Source organism: Acinetobacter sp. YH12142 (genome assembly GCF_013418435.1).
In the GTDB taxonomy this organism is placed as follows: domain Bacteria; phylum Pseudomonadota; class Gammaproteobacteria; order Pseudomonadales; family Moraxellaceae; genus Acinetobacter; species Acinetobacter amyesii.
This window is the reverse complement of the sequence record NZ_VPCB01000014.1, coordinates 71,472-92,375: the sequence shown is the minus strand read 5'-3', so window position 1 is coordinate 92,375 and position 20,904 is coordinate 71,472. Positions and strand designations below refer to the sequence as shown.

Annotated in this window: 16 protein-coding genes and 1 tRNA gene; 8 read left to right on the top strand and 9 right to left on the bottom strand. The window is 41.1% G+C overall.

What is annotated here, in order from left to right; translation table 11 throughout:
• Positions 1-113 precede the first annotated feature (113 nt).
• From cysM to FTU77_RS11800, 5 genes are all read left to right on the top strand, one after another.
• Positions 114-1,034 carry a cysteine synthase CysM gene (gene cysM, locus FTU77_RS11820; protein WP_180055878.1) on the top strand — a complete coding sequence of 307 codons (921 nt, stop codon included), beginning with the start codon at positions 114-116 and terminating at the stop codon, positions 1,032-1,034.
• Positions 1,035-1,066: 32 nt separating this feature from the next.
• Entirely contained in the window at positions 1,067-1,885 is an 819-nt protein-coding gene (locus tag FTU77_RS11815) for a 3'-5' exonuclease (RefSeq protein WP_078194185.1), read from the top strand.
• A gap of 6 nt (positions 1,886-1,891) precedes the next feature.
• A complete protein-coding gene (rlmD, locus tag FTU77_RS11810) occupies positions 1,892-3,289 on the top strand; it encodes a 23S rRNA (uracil(1939)-C(5))-methyltransferase RlmD (RefSeq protein ID WP_180055877.1) in 1,398 nt (465 codons plus the stop codon).
• A 24-nt stretch (positions 3,290-3,313) separates the two neighbouring features.
• A complete protein-coding gene (locus FTU77_RS11805) occupies positions 3,314-5,620 on the top strand; it encodes a bifunctional (p)ppGpp synthetase/guanosine-3',5'-bis(diphosphate) 3'-pyrophosphohydrolase (RefSeq protein ID WP_078191275.1) in 2,307 nt (768 codons plus the stop codon).
• A 79-nt stretch (positions 5,621-5,699) separates the two neighbouring features.
• On the top strand, positions 5,700-6,350 hold the full coding sequence (locus tag FTU77_RS11800; RefSeq protein ID WP_180055876.1) for a hypothetical protein: 651 nt from the start codon (positions 5,700-5,702) through the stop codon (positions 6,348-6,350).
• A 62-nt stretch (positions 6,351-6,412) separates the two neighbouring features.
• Here FTU77_RS11800 and secF read toward each other — a convergent pair whose 3' ends face one another.
• The 8 genes from secF to queA form a co-directional block, all read right to left on the bottom strand.
• Entirely contained in the window at positions 6,413-7,375 is a 963-nt protein-coding gene (gene secF, locus FTU77_RS11795; RefSeq protein ID WP_180004599.1) for a protein translocase subunit SecF, read from the bottom strand.
• Between the two features lie 10 nt (positions 7,376-7,385).
• Positions 7,386-9,284 (bottom strand): protein translocase subunit SecD, encoded by a 1,899-nt coding sequence (secD, locus tag FTU77_RS11790; RefSeq protein ID WP_111885819.1) that lies wholly within the window; start codon positions 9,282-9,284, stop codon positions 7,386-7,388.
• A 54-nt stretch (positions 9,285-9,338) separates the two neighbouring features.
• Positions 9,339-9,668, bottom strand: a complete 330-nt coding sequence (gene yajC / locus FTU77_RS11785) for a preprotein translocase subunit YajC (RefSeq protein WP_078191271.1) — start codon at positions 9,666-9,668, stop codon at positions 9,339-9,341.
• A gap of 106 nt (positions 9,669-9,774) precedes the next feature.
• A complete protein-coding gene (gene tgt / locus FTU77_RS11780; protein WP_078194179.1) occupies positions 9,775-10,905 on the bottom strand; it encodes a tRNA guanosine(34) transglycosylase Tgt in 1,131 nt (376 codons plus the stop codon).
• 80 nt (positions 10,906-10,985) lie between these two features.
• A complete protein-coding gene (locus FTU77_RS11775; protein WP_180055875.1) occupies positions 10,986-11,882 on the bottom strand; it encodes a DUF4303 domain-containing protein in 897 nt (298 codons plus the stop codon).
• Between the two features lie 80 nt (positions 11,883-11,962).
• A complete protein-coding gene (locus tag FTU77_RS11770; protein WP_180055874.1) occupies positions 11,963-12,529 on the bottom strand; it encodes a LemA family protein in 567 nt (188 codons plus the stop codon).
• A gap of 54 nt (positions 12,530-12,583) precedes the next feature.
• Positions 12,584-13,612 (bottom strand): hypothetical protein, encoded by a 1,029-nt coding sequence (locus FTU77_RS11765; protein ID WP_180055873.1) that lies wholly within the window; start codon positions 13,610-13,612, stop codon positions 12,584-12,586.
• 21 nt (positions 13,613-13,633) lie between these two features.
• The gene (gene queA, locus FTU77_RS11760; protein ID WP_180055872.1) at positions 13,634-14,674 is read right to left on the bottom strand and encodes a tRNA preQ1(34) S-adenosylmethionine ribosyltransferase-isomerase QueA; all 1,041 of its coding nucleotides are present in this window, start codon (positions 14,672-14,674) and stop codon (positions 13,634-13,636) included.
• Between the two features lie 180 nt (positions 14,675-14,854).
• Here queA and FTU77_RS11755 point away from each other — a divergent pair.
• Together FTU77_RS11755 and FTU77_RS11750 are read left to right on the top strand one after the other, a co-directional pair.
• Positions 14,855-14,941 (top strand) — tRNA-Leu (locus tag FTU77_RS11755).
• Positions 14,942-15,094: 153 nt separating this feature from the next.
• Positions 15,095-15,808, top strand: coding sequence for a hypothetical protein (locus tag FTU77_RS11750; protein ID WP_180055871.1), 714 nt, complete (start codon positions 15,095-15,097; stop codon positions 15,806-15,808).
• 83 nt (positions 15,809-15,891) lie between these two features.
• On the opposite strand, the gene FTU77_RS11745 is transcribed toward FTU77_RS11750, so the two are convergent.
• Positions 15,892-18,126, bottom strand: a complete 2,235-nt coding sequence (locus tag FTU77_RS11745; protein ID WP_180055870.1) for an NADP-dependent isocitrate dehydrogenase — start codon at positions 18,124-18,126, stop codon at positions 15,892-15,894.
• Positions 18,127-19,591: 1,465 nt separating this feature from the next.
• On the opposite strand from FTU77_RS11745, the gene FTU77_RS11740 reads away from it, so the two are divergent.
• Positions 19,592-20,893 carry a sensor histidine kinase KdpD gene (locus FTU77_RS11740; RefSeq protein ID WP_180055869.1) on the top strand — a complete coding sequence of 434 codons (1,302 nt, stop codon included), beginning with the start codon at positions 19,592-19,594 and terminating at the stop codon, positions 20,891-20,893.
• Positions 20,894-20,904 lie beyond the last annotated feature (11 nt).

The window sequence follows — 20,904 nt, the reverse complement described above, 5'->3', positions numbered from 1 at the left end:
GGATTATTTAAAACTGATTGCGCTTTAATTACTTTCGCGAAAAAGCGAGGCAAATGGGTGCAGGCAAAGGCATTTTTTCATACAATAGGCGCACCTCGATATAGGTGTGAATAATGAGTAATACAACCCCTGATTTTCAAGCAGACGATTTTTTATTAGACCATTACGTCGGCAACACGCCGTTAGTGCGTTTACAGCGTCTGGCAAGTCATACTCAAGCAACAGTATTAGCCAAGTTAGAAGGCAATAACCCAGCGGGTTCGGTCAAAGATCGCCCTGCATATAACATGATTATGCAAGCGGAAAAGCGTGGTCAGATTAAACTGGGTGATACGTTGATTGAAGCGACGAGCGGAAATACGGGGATTGCTTTAGCCATGGTTGCAGCAATGCGTGGCTATAAAATGACTTTGATCATGCCCGCAAGTTCTAGCCAAGAGCGTAAAGATGCCATGCGTGCCTACGGTGCTGAACTGATCGAATCAGAAAACATGGAAGAAGCACGTGATCTTGCCCTTCAAATGGAAAAAGACGGCAAAGGTTTAGTCCTAAACCAGTTTGGTAACCCGGACAATGTAGAAGCACATTACCTCACTACGGGTCCAGAAATTTGGAAACAAACGGGCGGTAAAATTACACATTTCGTCAGCTCAATGGGAACCACCGGGACCATTATGGGGATTTCGAAATATTTAAAAGAACAAAATCCGGATATTCAAATTGTTGGTTTACAACCGTCTGAAGGTTCAAACATTGCCGGTATTCGCCGTTGGCCACAAGAATATCTTCCTACGATTTTTGACCCTTCACGTGTTGATCGCATTATGGATATTCCGCAAATTGAAGCGGAAAAAACAGCTCGTCGTTTAGCACGTACAGAAGGTATCAGTGCAGGTACCTCATCGGGTGGTGCGGTATGGGCTTCAGTTAAATTGGCTGAAGAAAATCCGGATGCCGTGATTGTTTGCATCGTATGTGACCGTGGTGACCGATACTTGTCTACTGGTCTATTCTCTGTTGTTGATCCTGAATAATTACAGTGGCCGATCGGCACTGGTGAGTACTTATGCGTTTACCTGTTTTAATTTTTGATATCGAAACACTGACAGATTTGAAGTCAGGTGCGCATTTGTATGGACTGGATCTGCCTGAGGTGGATCTAGATGCTGCGCTGACTAAACTGCGTCGCCAAGAGGCGGGCACGGATTTTCAGCGTTTGGCCTTGCATGAAATTGTCTGTATCTCTGGACTATGGATTGATGAAAAGGGCATGAAGTTGTTTTCATTTAGCCGTGAAGACAATAGCGAAGCTGAAATTTTAAAAAAATTCGTTTCTATTTTTGAAAAGCGTCATCCGACCTTGGTCAGTTGGAACGGTTCACAGTTTGATTTGCCTGTGATTTTGTTCCGTGCCATGTATCACGGACTATCTGCACCAAGTTTGTTCGATCAGGGAGAGATTGATACGCAAAAGCGCTATAATAACTACCAGAATCGTTATCATCATCGTCATGTAGATTTGATGGATGTCATGGCCATGTTCCATGGTCGTCATTTTCAAAAACTTGACGATGCAGCACATTTACTTGGTTTCCCTGGTAAACGTGGTGATGGTGGCTACCATGTGCCTGAATATGTACGTGAACAACAGTGGACTGAACTGACCAGCTACTGTGAAGGCGATGTGCTCAATACATGGTTGATTTATTTACGCTGGCTGTTGCTGAAAGGGCAGTTATTATTGAATGATCATCAGCACTTGATTCAAAGTACGATTCAATATTTACAAACTCAGCCGCAACACGCTGACTTTTTATTGGTATGGCAGCAAACCTCGCAACGTACCGAATTCACCCAATCTGATTTCCCATCTTCCACACATTAGGTACGCATGAAACACAAAGCCAAACCCCAAAAAGCCCAACAACCCATTTATACATTTCAGGTTGAATCGCTTTCACATGAGGGGCGAGGCATAGCGCACTTTGGGACGCATCCAGATCATCCTGCAGAAAAACACGGTAAGAAAGTCTTTATCCGTTATGCCTTGCCGGGTGAAACCGTGCGTGCGCGTATTACCAATGTCGTTAAGCGCCTTGAAGAAGCAGACAGTCTGGAGTTGCTGAGTGAAGAGTCTACACTACGAGTAAAACCGGCCTGCCCACATTATGGGGTCTGCGGTGGTTGTAGCATGCAACATATCCATCCCGACGAGCAAATTCGTTTAAAACAAGATGTTTTACAATCACATTTGCAACATTTTGCCGGCATTCAGCCTGATCAATGGTTAGCTCCGTTACGTTCATTGCGTGAAGATTACCGTCGCAAAGCACGTATCGGTGTGCGTTACCTACCTGCAAAAGATAAGCTCGTGGTCGGCTTTCGTGAGAGCCAGTCAAATAAACTGACTTCGATTGACCGTTGTATGGTGTTGGATCGTGAGTTTGGCTCAATCACCACACTCAAACAATTGTTACAAAGTCTGCAAGGTAAAGCAGATATTGGGCATATGGAACTGGCCATGGGAGATCAAGAAATTGCCCTCCTGATTCGTCATACGGCGGAACTTTGCGCGGAAGATGTCAACCAATTAGTAAAATTTGCGTTACATAAAGAGTGGCAACTGTACTTACAACCTGAAGGGCCAGACAGCTTACATCGCGTGGATTATCCCGATGCACCGATGCGTCTGCACTATGGTCTAAGTGACTTTGGTGTGGAATTTGGCTTTAATCCTCAAGACTTCACACAAGTGAATTCCACGATTAATCCGCAAATGGTGAAACTGGCATGTGAATTGCTTCAGTTACAACAAGGTGAGCGAGTTCTAGATCTGTTTTGTGGTTTAGGAAACTTTTCTTTACCACTTGCTCAATGTGTGGGTTCAACGGGTCAAGTCGTTGCAGTTGAAGGGAGTGAAGAAATGGTTCAGCGTGGTGCAGAAAATGCACAAAACAATGGCCTTTCGCAACTGAAATTTTATTCACAAGATTTAACAAAAGATTTTTCGCATCATTCTTGGGCAAAACAAGGATTTGATGCATTATTGATAGACCCACCACGTTCTGGTGCAGAAGAAATAATGCGTTATGTGCCCAAATTTGGTGCAAAAAGAATCGTTTATGTGTCATGTAATCCTGCAACACTAGCACGCGATGCTGGAATGCTGGTACAACAAGGCTACCGTTTGAAAAAAGCGGGTGTCATGGACATGTTTACCCATACAGGGCATGTCGAATCGATTGCTTTGTTCGAAAAAGAAAATCAGATAAACGATCAAAAGTTATGAAGCGTAGAAAACTAGGAGTAGGGTATGGTCACAGTACGTGAACAATTACCTGGACGTCTCAATGAGTTGTCACAGGAAACGACTGTAGAACATGCCGAGCAAGCACAGCATGATCTAGCTGAATGGCTAGAACGTGTGAGTGGCATGTTTGACGGGGCTCCTCTAAAGCAACTCGAAGAAGTTGCACATCTGACCTTACAGAATGAACTTGAAACAACGGTCAACCATCGCTCAAATACCTTCTATACCGGTATTGAAATGGCGGATATTCTTGCTCATCTGTATGCGGATGAAGATACGTTATCAGCAGCCATGCTGTATCGAAGTGTTCGTGAAGGCGTAACCAGTTTAGAAGAAGTCCAAAGCAAATTTGGCGATCAAGTGCATGCTTTGGTGAAAGGCACGCTTGCCATGGGTAAGTTGTCTGACCTGATTGAGCAAAATAAACGTTTAGAAGATCATTTTAATAATAACCAGCGTGAACATTTGACTGGCATTTATAAAATGCTGATTTCGGTGACCGAAGATGTTCGCGTTGTATTAATCAAACTTTCTGAACGTACCTATGCATTACGTGAGTTAGCGCATTCAACCAAAGAGCGTCAAGAGCGTGTCGCACGAGAAATTTTAACCATTTACTCGCCGCTCGCGCACCGTTTAGGGATTGCACAGCTTAAGTGGGAGCTTGAAGATCTCGCTTTCCGTTATCTAGCACCTGAACGTTATAAAGAAATTGCATCCTTACTAAATGAAAAACGTTTAGAGCGTGAACAATATATTCAGTTCGTAACAGAAAAGTTGCGTAAAGAACTGTTAGATCATGGCATTGAGGCCGAGATTAATGGTCGGGTTAAACACATTTATTCGATTTATCGAAAAATGAAGAGTAAGAACCTGAGCTTTGATCAGCTTTATGACATTCGAGCGGTTCGTGTTTTGGTGGATAATGTACCTGAGTGTTATCATACACTGGGGATCGTTCATCAGATTTGGCGTCATATTCCGCATCAGTTCGATGATTATATTACCAACCCGAAAGCCAATGGTTATCGCTCACTGCACACGGCCGTGATTGCAGAGAACAAATCTTTAGAAGTGCAAATTCGTACGCACAATATGCACGAAGAAGCTGAACTCGGGGTGTGTTCGCACTTTAACTATAAAGAAGGCTCTAAAACCACAGATTATTCATTTAATCATCGCTTACATTCTTTGCGTGCAGTGCTTGAACATTATCAAGAACGAAATGATGCCAGCGCACATAAAGAAGATGAAGATTCTGAAAACTTCGAACAAATCCAAGAGTTTGAAGATTTTGAGAAAATCTATGTGTTTAGTCGTGACGGTGATATCAAAGAATTACCACGCGGTTCGACTGTGCTCGACTTTGCCTATCATGTGCATACTGAAGTGGGTAACAAGTGCTATGCAGCACGGGTGAACCAACGTTATGTGCCTCTAACCTATACCCTAAAAACTGGGGAGCAGGTCGAGATTTTAACCAAGAAAGATCGTGAACCGAACCGAGATTGGTTGGTGAACTCGCTGGGTTATATCAAGACGGCTCGTGCACGTGACAAGTTGCGTCATTGGTTCCGTCAGCAAGACCGTAGTAAAAACTTGGAAGTGGGACGTGAGATTCTGAATAAAGAATTGTCACGTTTGGCGATTCACCCGAAAAGTATCGATTTGAATGATTACTGCAATCATTTTAATGTGAAATTGGGTGAAGATATATTGATTGGCTTGGTGAGTGGTGACATTAGCTTACATGCCTTAATCAATCAGGTTAACCGTCATATGCACCTCGATCAGGATGAGCCTGAACTGGTGTTAAAACCGACCTTGAACCCACGTGCAAGTCATACGCTTTCGGCGCATGGTATTTTGATTGATGGTCTGGACAATGTAGAACTACACATTGCTCAATGTTGTCAGCCTGTGCATGGTGAATCGATTGCTGGTTATATCACGCTGAATCGTGGCGTGAGTATCCATAAGGTCGCATGTCCGGATTATATCCGTATGATTGGACAAGAGCCTGAACGTGCCGTTGAAGCAGATTGGGAAATGCAGCCAACCCGTGGTCAAAGTGTACAAATCGTGGTGGAAGCTTATGACCGTCGTGGTTTACTCAAAGATTTGACTCAAGTGATTTTCTCAGACCAAATCAACATTCGTCAGGTGAATACGATTTCGGAAAGTGATGGTATTGCCAATATGAAGCTGTTGATTGAAGTGAAGGGCTTGGCGCAGTTGTCGAAACTGTTGGCACGTCTAGAGCAACAACCAGGCATTATCAGCGCACGTCGCTTGGTACAAGGTAGCTAAAAATAAAGCTGTATAAAAAACCCGCTGCGTGCGGGTTTTTTATTATATTGGGGGAGAGAAATTATAAAATTGAATGCTTATGCTGCCTTCAGAGCTTTTTGAAAAGCGTCGACAGAATCTAACACAAGCCATTGACCACTGGGTGGCAACAGGCTCTTTTAAAAATGGCAAAGCCGTGTGTGAACATTTTGGCTTAGCAGTTCCTTTAATTTCCCAATTATTAAATAGTCATCGGCAGATTGGAGAGAAATTTGCACGTGAGTTAGAGTCACAATTGGGACTCATTAAGGGAAGTTTAGATAATGAAGTTCAGTTTATAGAACAAGACAAGCGCACTAAGGAGCAAGTAAGTTTAGTCCTTTTTGAAATGCAGGTGGTTGAGACACAGGCATTTTCATTAAAACCGATTTCAAATAATGCATCTCAATATTCAGCATTATTTAAAAACACTCAAGACCTGTATTTCATTCGAATCACAGCGTCGTATTATACCCCTGTATTACAAGAGGGTTGGCTTGTGGTCTGTGATGAACGGCGAGGAGTGGAGAGATCGGATCTAGCCTGTGTATATTTGCGGAATGGTTTAAATCTTATTTTAAACGTAATGCAGCAAACAGATGATACGTGGCAATTTGCAAGTCTAGACCAAAAACGACAGGTGGAATTCCTGCAATCAGATATTGAAAAATTACATCCTATTATTGCGATCTTACCTAGCCCATTTATTTAACGTAGTCGCATAAAAAAACCCATCCGAAGATGGGTTTTGATCTGAACTATAAGTTGAAAAGCTTAAGGAATCTCTTCTTCTTCAAATTCAGGCTTCACTTGTACAATGAAGTCTTGACGGTTTAGACCACGCCATAGCGCGAAGGCTGTACCAATGTAGATTGATGAATATGTACCCACAAATACACCAACAAACATTGCAACAGAGAACCATTTCAGACCATCACCGCCCAGTACCATCATCGCTACAACAACCAATAACAGTGTCATAGAGGTGTGAATGGTACGGCGAAGTGTTTCAGTCAAAGCACTGTTCACAACTTCAAGAGGTTCAGCACCGCGAATCTTACGGAAGTTTTCACGAATACGGTCAGATACAACGATGTTATCGTTGAGCGAGAAGCCGATAATCGCGAGTAGCGCAGCCAAAACTGTTAAGTCAAACGGCCACTGCATCATAGCAAAGATACCAATGGTCACCACGATATCGTGGAATAAAGACAGTACAGCGCCCATCGCAAGTTTGAACTCAAAGCGAATAGTGACATAAACCAGCATGAGCAGTAGGGCAAGACCAACAGCGCCCGCAGAACGCACGTAGAGTTCATTACCGACTTGACCGCCAACTACATCAACTTTATGTACTTCTGCTTTATTGCCTGGCAATTGAGCGGCAGTCGTAATGGCTTTGGTTAGGTCTTCAGCTTCAATGTCTTTTTGAACTGGCATACGAACCATCAGGTCGCGGTCAGATCCTAAGGTTTGTACCACAGGGTCTTTAAAACCAGCTTTTGTCAGCGCTGAGCTCACATCGGTAGATTTTACTGGTTGACTATAGTTCAACTCTGCTGCCACACCGCCAGTAAAGTCCAAACCGAGGTTTAGACCTTTGGTGCAAATAAAAAAGATACTTGCGAGCGTTAAAATAATCGATATAAAGGCTGCCGGTTTGGCAATCTTCATAAATGGAATAATGCGCTCGTTGTCCGGACGGCCGTATTGTTTCGGTTGAGTATTTTCAGTCATCTTCGATCTCCTAAATGCTCAACTTCTTCAGGTTACGTTTTTTACCATAAATGATTTGTACGATTGCACGTGTCACAGTAATTGCTGTGAACATTGAGCAGACAATACCAATCATTAGGGTAACCGCGAAGCCTTTAATCGGGCCTGTACCAATTGCAAACAGAATGAAAGCAACCAAGAATGTGGTTAAGTTGGAGTCAAAGATGGTGTTATACGCACGATCATAACCCGCAACAATCGCCTGTTTCGGTGAGGCACCCCATTTAATTTCCTCTCGTATCCGCTCACAGATCAGTACGTTGGCATCGACCGCCATACCAATGGTAATTACGATACCTGCAATACCCGGCAGGGTGAGGGATGCGCCAATCCAAGACATGATAGTTAAGATCATGGCAAGGTTAACCACGAGAGCAAAGTTGGCAATCAAACCGAACACACGGAAGAAGACCACCATCCAAATAGCAACCAATAAGAAACCGATTTGAGTTGATAATACGCCTTTGTCGATGTTTTCTTGACCGAGACTCGGACCAATCACACGTTCTTCCACGAAGTACATTGGCGCTGCCAAAGCACCTGCACGTAACATCAATGCAAGTTCAGATGCTTCTTGAGGTGAATCCAGACCAGTAATACGGAACTGAGAACCTAATACGGCTTGAATAGTTGCCGCATTGATGACCACAGATTCGGTATAAGGTGTACGAACTTCAGTTTGTGTACCTGTTGCAGGATCAGCAACATAACTAATTTTTTGTTTGTTCTCGATGAACAAAACTGCCATTCGTTTGCCTACAGCATTACGAGTAGCTTCAGACATTAACTTACCGCCTGCAGTGTCCAACGTAATGTTTACTTCAGCACCACCTGTATCTTGGCTAAAACCTGATGACGCGTTTTGTACACGTTCACCCGTTAAGATACGGTTACGGTTAAGCAATAATTGACGACCACTGTCCAAAGATTCATAAGCAAAAGCTTCGGTACCCGGAGGTAATGAGCCTTTTGCTTGACCTGTGTATGGATCGATGTATTGATCATTTAAGTCAGAAACTAAGCGGAACTCAAGGTTTGCAGTACGACCAAGTACACGTTTTGCTTCAGCAGTATCTTGTACACCCGGTAATTCAACCACAATACGGTTGCTACCTTGAGTTTGCACCAATGCTTCCGCTACACCTAACTCGTTAATACGGTTACGTAAAGTCGTTAAGTTTTGGTTGACAGCATAAGACTGAATTTCTTGTTTACGTGTATCTGTGTAGCTTAGACGAAGAGTCGAACCTTCAGTAGTTGCAACCGCTTGTTGAGTATATTCATTGCCGTTACGACGAAGGAAATCCATAGCTGCAGAACGGTCATCATTATTTGCAAATTGCATCGTAATGGTGTTGTTGTTTAAAGATAAGCTATTGAATTTTAATTTATTGTCACGAAGTTGGCGACGTAAGTCAGCCGCAGACGTTTCCATACGTTGTGAAATGGCTTTATCCATATCCACTTCAAGTAGGAAATGTACACCACCACGTAAATCCAGACCCAGCTTCATTGGTTTAGCACCAATTTTTTGTAGCCATTCTGGCGTAGTAGGCGCAAGGTTCAGTGCGACGACATAATTTTCACCGAGCCCACGACGCAGTGCTTCTTTCGCTTTTAATTGTTGTTCGCTCGAATCAACACGTAATAAAGCGGCATTATTGGTGAAGCTATTGTCATGGCTGGCAATATTTTCAGATTTTAAAATCTGCTCTGCTTTTTGTACGATGCTTTGGTCAATCTGGGTACCGGCTTTGGCACCTGAAATTTGAACAGCAGGTTCATCAGGATACAAACTTGGCAGGGCATATAATGTACTGATGACTAGTACCACTAGAATCAGTAGATATTTCCATGCTGGGTAACGCATTCGTTTTCTTCTTAAAATGAAAAAAGCCGTGCGGGTGCACGACTTATTTTTTGATTAAAGGTTATTTAGAGTGCCTTCAGGCAGAACTGAAATCACACTTGCGCGTTGTACTTTTACTTCTACGCCACGGTTCAGTTCAACAACTGCAAAATCACCTTCGATTTTTGTGATTTTACCCATTAAACCGCCCGCAAAAACAACTTCACTACCAACACCTAGGCTTTCAATTAGTGCACGATGTTCTTTTGCACGTTTTGATTGAGGGCGCCAGATCAAGAAGTAGAAGATTGCGACAAATACCGCAATCATCAACAGGTTTGCCATCATGCTTGGTTGCTGTGCAGCTTCACCTGCCGCGTGAGCAGTAGAAATAAAAAGGCTCATTTCATTTTCCTAAACTAAAAAAACTGGTTATCAATACTTTGATAAATAAATTGGACTTGTTCAGCAATTTACCTTGTCTTTTTCTTCAGCGCAAATGCTGAAAGAATTAATCTTGAGGACAAGGTGGCACTTCCATGCCGCGACGACGATAAAAGTCTTCAACAAACTCATCAAAAGTGCCATGATCGAGAGCATCACGCATCGCTTCAGTCAGACGCAGGTAATAACGTAAGTTATGAATAGTACCGAGCATCGAACCGAGCATTTCGCCGCATTTCTCAAGATGGAAGAGATAAGATTTGGTGAAATTTGTACAGGTATAGCAGTCGCAATGTGGGTCAAGCGGACTTTGATCATGACGATATTTGGCATTGCGAATACGCACTAAACCATCAGTCACAAAATAATGACCATTACGTGCGTTTCGTGTTGGCATCACACAGTCAAACATATCGACACCGCGACGAACTGCTTCTACGATATCTTCTGGTTTACCGACACCCATCAAGTAACGTGGTTTATCCGCAGGCATTTTCTCTGGAAGATAATCCAATACTTTGATCATTTCTTCTTTAGGTTCGCCAACAGACAAGCCACCAATGGCATAACCATCAAAATCAATTTCTTTCAGACCATTTAAAGATTCATCACGTAAATCTTCATACATGCCGCCTTGGATAATACCAAATAGTGCATTACGGTTTTTCAGCACGTCATGATGTTGAGTCTTACAACGTTTCGCCCAACGCAATGAAAGCTGCAGTGATTTTTGCGCTTCTTCATGTGTCGCAGGATAAGGCGTACATTCATCAAAAATCATCACGATGTCTGAATTCAGTGTGTGCTGAATATCCATCGAAATTTCAGGAGATAAAAAGACTTTAGAGCCATCAATCGGAGAGCGGAAAGTCACGCCCTCTTCTTTAATTTTGCGCATAGCGCCAAGACTGAAGACTTGGAAACCGCCTGAATCTGTCAAAATCGGGTTATTCCATTTCATGAATTGGTGTAAACCACCATGTTCACGAATGACATCTAGGCCTGGGCGAAGATATAAATGGAAGGTATTGCCCAAAATAACTTGGGATTTAATTTCTTTAATGTCACGTGGGAGCATGCCTTTTACAGTACCGTAAGTACCAACAGGCATGAACATAGGTGTTTCAACAACACCATGTTCAAGGGTTAAACGGCCGCGACGAGCACGGCCCGATTGCGCCAATTTTTCAAACTTCATACAAGGTCCAGATCAAGGCGAAAAAACAGTTCGCTGATGGTAAGAGTGCTAAAAGTGCTCTATTTTCCTTGATTCTGCGGTTAAACGCTAGCTTTGTCGGGTGTTAAGTCTGTAAATTTATAGATTGCGTCTTGTGACAAGACTTCATCTGAACTCTTGGCATTAAAATAGAACTGGTTAATTCGCTGCAAAATTTCTTCTTTTTCCATCGCAAATGTGCCTTTCGGGTCCGATGTCATGGCCACGATGCTGTCAATAAGCTTTTGAATATAGGGGTTCGTGGTTGCATAGCTTTTTTCTAAGCTTAAGAGATAGACTTCATTGGCTACATGTAAATAGCTATAAGGTTGTATTTCAACGATTTGTGCCAAATCAATCAGCAGGTCTTTATCATACTGAGACAGCTTCATACGTTTAGGTAAGCTGTCGAGTTTGAGCGGTTGTTTGGATTTAAGAAAATCGTCAAGTTGTGTACTTGGAGGATTTAAAACCTGAGCTGAATAAATCTCTATTTCGGGCTGTGTCGGCACCGTGATAAAAAACAGAATATTGTCCAATTCAATGCCGTAGGACTGAACCAAGTCGACTTTTGTTTGTTGTATGGCATTGAGCAAGATTGAAAGATGGTTAGCCGATTCAGACTTTATTATGCTTTCGATCGAAGATGGATCAAGGTCTAAAAGACCCACTTCATTTACAGATGTTAGTTTAAACTGCGCCAAGTCTTGGTCGAGGGAAAGGGCACTACGATAGCGCCATTTCGACACATTCCATTGATCACGCGCTGCAAGATATTGAGCAGAATCTTCATCTTCGGCAAAAACACTACGCTGCGTAGAGACAGCGATATAGTCCATGGAAAAATAGGGATTGAACACCAACGTACATGCGTAAATATGGTCGTCTTGGTGCTGCTCATAGAGTTTGAAAAACGCCTGAATCAGCACATTTTTCAGTGCATTAATTTGATTTTGCATATTTTATTTTTCTTTCTAGTTTTGGAGGTGCTTGATCACCTCATCATTATTTTTTTACTTTGGTGCATTAAAGCCCGAACTTAAAAGTTCGGACGATAATCAAAATTTTGGCTGGCAGCTTGATCGCGGAAAGGGCGAACCGCTTTTTTACTCAGCAATAGCGTATTAATAATATTGTTAGGAAACACTTGAATGTGGTTGTTGAACAATTCGACGTTGCGGTTAAAAATAGTAATTGCCGCACCGACATTTTCATTTTGTTCTTCAATTTCATTCATCATTTTCAGATAAATATCATTGGCTTTGAGCTCTGGATAGTTTTCAACCACAACATTCAGGCTGCGCATCAGATCTTGATTTAAGGCTTCGATACGCTGTAATTGGCTGACATCGGTACTATTTACGTTCAAATTCATAATGTTTTGACGGAGTTCAGTGACTTTTGCCAAAGTCCCTTGTTCAAAATTGGAATATTGCTCAACCAAAGGCTGTAATCCATCTAAAATTTTGATTTTTTGACGTTCATAGCTGGCTACATCTGACCATGCACGAATGGTTGCATTGTGATGTCGGACAATACTGTTGCGAATCATGATTGCGCCAATCACCAATGCAATGATGATTAAAACAAAGATCAAAAGCCCCATAAAATTTTATCCTCAAGATAAAAGGTCGTAATTTAAAACATTATTGAGTGAAATCTATTTTAAAAACTGCGTTAAGTCGTTTTTCAAATTTTCTAAAGCGTTTAATTTAAAGGTTCTAAGATGTCCACGCAATGCCGAAACATCCTGAATTCGTTTTGCTTTACTACTGACTTTAAATAAATCTGTAGAGCCAAGATAGCACATTATTCGGTGGCTCGGATGAAATAGCAGATCACCTTCACGGTTTTGAAAAAAATCCGCCAGTCGGAGTACAAAGCCCGGGCTGAGCAATTTAGCGATTTCCATTTGGTTCTCGCCATAAAACTTTAATTTTTGATTGGTTTGAATGTCGCTGCTGTGCCAAGGAAAACTATAGGGATAGCCAAAGTTTTTGCCTGTTGCAGATACGGCTAGTCCATGGATGCCAATATCAAAAACAAATATGCCCCACAGGTCTTTATGAATTTCTTTAACCGTGACTTCATCACCGTCTTTGTCACGTACCTTCAGTTCATTCACATAGTGATAATGAAATACCATGACTTGATGCTGTTGCTGATTTTCGTCTTCCCAAACTGTGCTCGCGAAGGTCTGAATATCATTCGAAAGGCTACCTTGCTTAAACACGGGGAACATACGTTTAAGATTGCCAATAAATTGCAGATTATTCAGTGGCATCGAAATGTATTGAGGCTGTCGGTTAAAAGCCAGTTGGTATTTTTTTGCAATGCATTCGGTTTCTAAAAACGCAATAACTTCTTCGAGCGGATCATCTTTTTCATAGCTAATATAAGCCCAGAACACCATGGCCAACCCCACAGCAAAGCAGAGCTGTGCCCAGCCATGATCGGGCTGAATTACAATAAACAGCATGAAGCCGATACCCAGTGCGGCTAAAGCCAGCGGCAGTAAATTTTCAAATTTGAGCGTAATGGGCGCGTTCCAAGGATGCAACCCATCGAGGAGCTCTTGGTGTGTTTTTGCGTTTCGGCCTATATCCCATAGCCGAGCAATATTCTGAAAAACAACTTCATTCTTTTTGCGACGAATATGGATGGAATGCTTTACAGAATCTATCGGCATAGGGATGATTTCAGCGTTCGATTATTTGTGGTTAATGTTATCAATTAACATCGCATCGCCATAACTAAAGAAGCGATATTGGCTGTCGACGGCATGGTGATAGGCATTCAAAATATTGTCTCGATTAGACAACGCTGACACTAACATGAGCAGGGTAGACTCAGGTAAATGGAAGTTGGTAATTAAACGATCGACCACTTTGAACTCATAACCAGGGTAGATAAAGATTTGCGTATCACCTGTCCAGCCCTTGAGTTCGCCGCCATTGGCTTGAGCGGCACTTTCAGTCGCGCGAGTCGCTGTAGTACCGACAGCAATGACTTTATTGCCACGTGCTTTTGTCTCACGGATTAAAGCCATAGATTCTTCTGACACGTCACACCATTCGCTGTGCATGATGTGATTTTCAATGTCATTGGTACGTACGGGTAAAAATGTGCCTGCACCCACATGCAAGGTAACAAAGGTTTTATTCACACCTTTGTCCGCCAATTTTTTGAGTAGCGCTTCATCAAAATGTAAGCTTGCTGTTGGTGCTGCAACTGAAGCCAATTTGGTCGGATCGTTAAAAACAGTTTGGTAACGTTCGGTATCAATCGCTTCTGCTTCACGGTTAAAGTAAGGCGGAATCGGTAAAGCACCGTATAAATCTAAAACTTGTAAAATAGGCTGTGAAAATTCCACAACAAATAAGTTTTCATGACGGCCTTGAACGGTCACTTTAACTTCGTCTGGACCAATAAATAATTCTGCACCTTCTTTAGGCGTATTACTGGCTTTAATGTGGCAATGTGCGGTTTTTGGGTCAAGAATACGTTCAACCAAGACTTCAACTGCACCACCTGTAGTGCGTTTGCCTTTTAAGCGAGCTTTCATCACTTTGGTATCGTTCAGTACCAATAAGTCACCTTCATTGAGCAAGTCTAAAATGTCAGTGAAATGATGGTCGTGATATTCGCCATTCAGGTCGAGATGGAGCAGGCGTGATGCACTACGTGTTTCAAGCGGATAGCGGGCAATGAGTTCGTCCGGGAGATTGAAGTTAAAGTCAGAAAGTTGCATGTTTAAGAAATCTGAAAAGGGGGATAATGAAATTTGGCTTAGTATAAGCTTTTTTGGGTTTTAACGCTGAAATTGATGGATTATCCATCTAAAAAATCTTATACGGTTTATTTTTAATCAAATGAGAACATCATGCGTTGACAAGTTTTTGAAACAGTTTATTATACGTTTCAACACCTTCCCGAGGTGGTGAAATTGGTAGACGCGGTGGATTCAAAATCCACTATCAGAGATGATGTGTCGGTTCGAGTCCGACCCTCGGGACCAAAATTCTAAAAAACCCCAAGCTTATTAAGACTTGGGGTTTTTTATTGCCTGAAGGAAATTAAAAATAAGATATTTGGTAATTATGCTCTAAAGCTTTTGGATAACTTATAAATGATTTGAGAAATAAATTTTTAATAAAAAATAGGGGTGTATATGTCAGCAAATTTAAATGCAGAACTAAACTTGAATCAATTTGCATTAAAATTATTGGAAAGTACTTATGGATTGGAATTTATTTGTGTACTTATTTTTCTTGTGGTGATGGTCTCTAGTATTTACTTTCTTGCTAAATCTGGCGTGATTTCAGGGTTAAGAGATTATAGTGATTACAAGCGGCGAAAAAAGAATGAATATATTGATGAACAAGAAAATCTTCTCAAGGAAGATACTTTAACTGAGTTTTCTAATGAGTTGAAATATCATTTGAAAGTCGCAAAGTTAGCAAATTATTTAAATGTTAAAAATAAAGATATAGATTTGCTTAAATACATTTTGTCTTGCTGTGATAAAGATAGGGCCGTTAGATTATATAAAAGGGGGCAGGAGTATTTGGAAAAAGATGAAGTAAGTCGTAAATATGAGCTGAAGAAAAAATATACAAAGAATAAGATAAAATGGTATGGGTATTGCGGGACGATTTTATATATTTTCATTAATGCTATTGGTTGTGCTCCATATATTGTTATTACTTATATTAGTTTTGTTTATAGTGAGAGTATCTCAACGTTACCTAGTGACTTGAATTACCTTTTAATTTGTTTTTTTATGATATTTTTTATCATTTCAATGTTTGTTTTATGGCATTTCCTAAAACCTGAAGCAGCTAAGAATTTCTTGGAATTAGAGAAAATTAATCTCAGTTCCTAAAAAAGGTTTATTCAGGGATAAAAAAACCAGCGCCGAAGCGCTGGTTTTTTTACATCACTAACTTACGTTAGTTTTGCATCAACTTATTGAGCAGCTTCAAGAGCAGCATTTAAAGTTGCGCTTGGACGCATTACAGCATTTACTTTTGCTGTGTCTACAGCGTAGTAACCACCGATGTCCGCGGCTTTACCTTGAACTTCAGCAAGTTCTGCAACGATTTTTTCTTCGTTTTCAGCAAGTGCTTGAGCAAGAGGAGCGAATTTCGCTTTAAGCTCTGCATCTTCGTCTTGCGCAGCAAGTTCTTCAGCCCAGTATTTAGCAAGGTAGAAGTGGCTGCCACGGTTGTCAAGTTCGCCAGTACGACGTGATGGAGACTTGTCATTGTCAAGCAATTTACCAGTCGCAGCATCAAGTGTATTTGCAAGAAGTTTAGCTTTCGCGTTGTCTTCTTTGATGCCCATTTCTTCAAGAGAAACAGCAAGTGCCAAGAACTCACCTAAAGAATCCCAACGTAAGTGGTTTTCTTCTACAAGTTGTTGTACGTGTTTAGGCGCAGAACCACCCGCACCAGTTTCGTACATGCCGCCACCAGCCATTAGAGGCACGATAGAAAGCATTTTTGCAGAAGTACCCAATTCCATAATCGGGAACAAGTCTGTTAGGTAGTCACGTAGAATGTTACCAGTTACAGAAATTGTATCTAGGCCGCGAGCAACACGTTCAAGTGTATAACGCATAGCACGTACTTGAGACATGATTTGAATGTCTAAACCAGTAGTGTCGTGCTCTTTCAAGTAAGTTTGAACTTTCTTGATGAGTTCGTTTTCGTGTGGACGGTACGGGTCAAGCCAGAAGATCGCAGGCATGCCTGAGTTGCGTGCACGAGTCACAGCAAGTTTCACCCAGTCACGGATTGGAGCGTCTTTCACTTGGCACATACGCCAGATATCGCCTTCTTCCACGTTTTGTGACATCAACACTTCACCAGTTTCTAGGTCAGTGATGTTTGCAACACCCGCTTCAGCGATTTCGAAAGTTTTGTCGTGTGAGCCGTATTCTTCAGCTTTTTGCGCCATCAAACCAACGTTTGGAACTGTACCCATAGTACGTGGGTCAAAGTTACCATTCCATTTACAGAAATTGATCATTTCTTGGTAGATACGCGCGAAAGTAGATTCAGGCATTACAGCTTTACAGTCGTACTGTTTGCCGTCAGCACCCCACATTTTACCGCCACCACGGATCATTGCAGGCATAGATGCATCTACAATTACGTCATTAGGTGAGTGGAAGTTAGTGATGCCTTTTGCAGAATCAACCATTGCAAGTGCAGGACGGTGTTCTTGGCAAGCATGTAAGTCAGCAATGATTTCTTCACGAAGAGAAGTCGGAAGAGTTTCAATTTTTTCGTAAAGACCAGACATACCATTGTTGATGTTAATACCTAACTCATCAAACAATTTGCCGTGTTTTTCGAATGCATCTTTGTAGTAAATCTTCACACAGTGACCGAAAACGATTGGGTGAGACACCTTCATCATGGTCGCTTTTACGTGTAGAGAGAACAAAATGCCTGCTTCTTTACAATCATCTAATTCTTTTTCATAGAAGTCGCAAAGTGCTTTTTTGCTCATGAACATTGAGTCGATGATTTCGCCGTCTTGAAGCGCAACTTTAGGCTTAAGAACAACAGTTTCACCAGACTTAGTGATCAATTCCATTTTTACATTGCGAGCGCGGTCTAAAGTCATAGACTTTTCGCCGTGGTAGAAGTCACCTTCGTCCATGTGAGAAACGTGAGTTTGTGACCACTGTTTCCATTCGCTCATAGAGTGCGGATGTTTCTTCGCGTAATTTTTTACTGCAGTAGGCGCACGACGGTCAGAGTTACCTTCACGAAGTACAGGGTTTACAGCAGAACCTAGGCATTTGCTATAACGCGCCTTGATTTCTTTTTCTTCCTCAGTCGCTGGGTTTTCTGGGTAGTTCGGAACTGCAAAACCTTTAGACTGTAATTCTTTAATGCAAGCAGTTAATTGGCCAACTGAAGCACTGATGTTCGGAAGTTTGATAATGTTTGTGCTTGGATCTTGGGTTAATTGTCCAAGCTCTGCCAAGTTATTTGGCACCTTTTGTTCTTCGCTTAGGTAGTCTGAAAATTCAGCGAGTACACGTGCTGCAACTGAGATATCGCGTTTAACGATTTCAACGCCAGCAGGTTTAGTAAAGGTTTCAATGATCGGCAGCAGAGAGTAAGTCGCCAATAATGGCGCCTCGTCGGTCAGTGTGTAGATGATAGTTGACTTTCCACCAGCCATATATAGCCCCTTGCTTTAGATTGTGTCTTTGAGGTTCGAGCTTGTGGCTCGCCTCTATGAACCGATTTGCTTAAATAAAACTATGAAAGTATCGGGGTTCATTGCTTTTCAGTCAACGCAAGATCCTGTGATGTGGTCATTTCGTAGAAAAATGATACAAAAGAAGTGCAGTTTGACGCCCAATTTTAGCGCAAAACCGAGAAGGGAAATATTGAAAGCTTGTTATTCATAGCTTAAAGCTATTGAACAATTAAATTTATATCATTTTTTGGGGGCTGATCTGTTCTTTATGGCTCGTTCAAGTTTTAGTTGTAAAGCAAAGCGTTTGATAGGTCAAACCGAATGCCTTAACTTTTAGGTGTAGATTTGGTGCGGAAGTTCGAAAATTAGTCAGGATTGTGGACTTTATTAAAGAACGACGTGAGTTTGATGCTCCGTTTGACTTTGAAGGCTCGCGGAATGTTTATGCGATAACTTATATATCTGATGAATAAGGCATGGCACTTTTTCAGCTTCAGTCATTTGGGTGAATGAGTTCATGTACAGTAGAAGCATAAATCGAATCTTTAGCTTAGTTTAATAACTGATGTTACGCAGTAACCATCAAAGCGCAATTTGCTTCAAATAAAAGAACGATACACGGTAAGGTCATCCACAAGTGTTTGAGACAGGACTACTTCTAATCAAAAATGTTTTTGCGATGCTTTGAATAATTTGACGGTAGTGAACGAGTTTTGCGCTGAGGAGCATTGCTCCGCAAGATGGTTTCCTTACGAAGCTTCGCTTCTCATTTTGCCGAAACAAAAGTACCTCCAGCCGAAGGCTAATCCCTTTATTCAATCCTTAGATGTAAGACTCCGTCGAATAGACTTAAAAATCATTTTAAAAGTGCATAAGTACTTTTACGTGCGTAACATCAGTTAATAAAGAAAAAGCGAGAAGGTCTAGTTTAAAGCAGCAACGATACTCACAACTCATAAATACTAATAAATTAGTCTAATAGAAAAACTTAAAAATAGATTCATTTAGTGTAGCTGACTGAAACGAGCATCCTGATGAGCAATCTGGTCATAGAATAGTCATAAAACTCACTATTTTTTGTGATGTAGTTAAAGAAAATTAAACCCAGTTTTTTAGGTCTTATGTAAGTAAATATTTCTTTTGGTCATGTTTTTAGTTTGAATAAAACGCGAAAAGTACGATTTAAAATAAACAGTTAATAAAATTTAAATTAATTTAAGTTTCTAATTTTATTGTTTTAATTTTTTTTTACCTTTAATGTTATGTTCTTTATAGATATTTTTATTTTCTAATTGGATGAAAGTTCGATTAAATAGCGCATTCGTAAATGATGTTTGTTTTTTTGTTGGGTTTTGTTATTGAGTGTTTGGGCTATTTTTGCTATTAATCTTGAACAGAACAGTTGGTTTTTATCTTTAAGATAAACCCTGAGGAGAGCAACGGGATGGCTTTACGTTTACTGGATATTGGTACACAAACCGAATTATTAACTGCCTGTCGTTTGTCTTTATTGATGGGGGTTTATACGGACGACAACCGCATTGCAGAATTTTTAAAGTTTGCGCGTGGTATTGTGCAAGTCGATAATGCTGTCCTCGCATTTAAAAATGAACCTTATATATGGTATGCCTCAGAGCACATATTTAAGGCCTTTATGGCCGAAGCTGATGATGATCGTCTAGATCAGTTTTTTGCTGAACATTCTCGTATAGACCGAGACGCTGAAAATTACCAAGCTTATTCCGACTATATGCAAGAACTTGGATTAGGGCATCAGCGTTTAGTCGCTTTCGATTTAAAGTATGATCAAGAATCTATCGGTAAAGTTATTTTATTCGATGATCAAGTCACTGCATTTGAAGCCAAACAATTAAAGATCGTTGAAGAATTTGTACAAAGTCTAGTCAATATTATTCAACTTCGTGTTGAAAATGCCGAATTAAAAGAAGCCTATGAACAGCAGTCGGCACTCAATTTTAGTAAAACTAAATTTTTCCAAATTATTGCGCATGATTTAAGAGCCCCTTTTCATGGTCTACTGGGCTTTTCTGAAGTTTTGGCACAGGAGCGTCATACCTTAGATGATTCGAGTGTGCAAAATATTGCAGACTATTTATATGACACCACACAATCGACGTATAACCTTTTAGAAAGCTTATTAAACTGGGCTATGGCAGAAGGTGGTCGCTTTGTTTATCACCCGATTAATTTTGATTTACATCAGTCTGCAAAAATCGTAAGTGATGTCTTAAATAGCTTGGCTGTGAAGAAAAATATTCGACTGATCAATGCCGTGCCTGAAGGTATTAAAGTCAATGCAGATATCAATATGATCACATCAGTGATGCAAAATTTGGTGTCAAATGCATTGAAATTTACTCATACCGATGGACGAGGTGTGGTGACGATTTCTGCCGAACAAGATGGTGAACGGATTTTATTCACCATTCAAGATACGGGATTGGGTATGACCCAAGCTCAGATTGAAGATTTATTTCAGCAAAAACTCACTGTCAGTATTAAAGGTACGGCAGGAGAGCGTGGTACGGGGTTGGGTTTAGTGCTTTGTAAGCGTTTTGTGGACTTAAATCAGGGTGAAATTGTGGTGAACTCGAAAGAAGGTGAAGGCACACAATTTAAAGTCTGGTTGCCACAGGCGACGAGCCTGCATCAAACCCTAAATACCGAGAGCAGCAGTGCACAGAAAGATGCGACCTTAAAAGATGCGACCTTAAGCGAACTTTAAAGTGCGTCTAT

What these genes read in the sequence shown, in the direction of transcription:
- FTU77_RS11800 (WP_180055876.1), top strand. Translation starts at nt 5,700, where the DNA reads ATGCTGCCTTCAGAGCTTTTTGAAAAGCGTCGACAGAATCTAACACAA.
- FTU77_RS11815 (WP_078194185.1), top strand. Translation starts at nt 1,067, where the DNA reads ATGCGTTTACCTGTTTTAATTTTTGATATCGAAACACTGACAGATTTG.
- FTU77_RS11805 (WP_078191275.1), top strand. Translation starts at nt 3,314, where the DNA reads ATGGTCACAGTACGTGAACAATTACCTGGACGTCTCAATGAGTTGTCA.
- FTU77_RS11745 (WP_180055870.1), bottom strand. Translation starts at nt 18,126, where the DNA reads ATGGCTGGTGGAAAGTCAACTATCATCTACACACTGACCGACGAGGCG.
- FTU77_RS11765 (WP_180055873.1), bottom strand. Translation starts at nt 13,612, where the DNA reads ATGCCGATAGATTCTGTAAAGCATTCCATCCATATTCGTCGCAAAAAG.
- secD (WP_111885819.1), bottom strand. Translation starts at nt 9,284, where the DNA reads ATGCGTTACCCAGCATGGAAATATCTACTGATTCTAGTGGTACTAGTC.
- yajC (WP_078191271.1), bottom strand. Translation starts at nt 9,668, where the DNA reads ATGAGCCTTTTTATTTCTACTGCTCACGCGGCAGGTGAAGCTGCACAG.
- FTU77_RS11775 (WP_180055875.1), bottom strand. Translation starts at nt 11,882, where the DNA reads ATGCAAAATCAAATTAATGCACTGAAAAATGTGCTGATTCAGGCGTTT.
- secF (WP_180004599.1), bottom strand. Translation starts at nt 7,375, where the DNA reads ATGACTGAAAATACTCAACCGAAACAATACGGCCGTCCGGACAACGAG.
- FTU77_RS11770 (WP_180055874.1), bottom strand. Translation starts at nt 12,529, where the DNA reads ATGGGGCTTTTGATCTTTGTTTTAATCATCATTGCATTGGTGATTGGC.
- queA (WP_180055872.1), bottom strand. Translation starts at nt 14,674, where the DNA reads ATGCAACTTTCTGACTTTAACTTCAATCTCCCGGACGAACTCATTGCC.
- cysM (WP_180055878.1), top strand. Translation starts at nt 114, where the DNA reads ATGAGTAATACAACCCCTGATTTTCAAGCAGACGATTTTTTATTAGAC.
- FTU77_RS11740 (WP_180055869.1), top strand. Translation starts at nt 19,592, where the DNA reads ATGGCTTTACGTTTACTGGATATTGGTACACAAACCGAATTATTAACT.
- tgt (WP_078194179.1), bottom strand. Translation starts at nt 10,905, where the DNA reads ATGAAGTTTGAAAAATTGGCGCAATCGGGCCGTGCTCGTCGCGGCCGT.
- rlmD (WP_180055877.1), top strand. Translation starts at nt 1,892, where the DNA reads ATGAAACACAAAGCCAAACCCCAAAAAGCCCAACAACCCATTTATACA.
- FTU77_RS11750 (WP_180055871.1), top strand. Translation starts at nt 15,095, where the DNA reads ATGTCAGCAAATTTAAATGCAGAACTAAACTTGAATCAATTTGCATTA.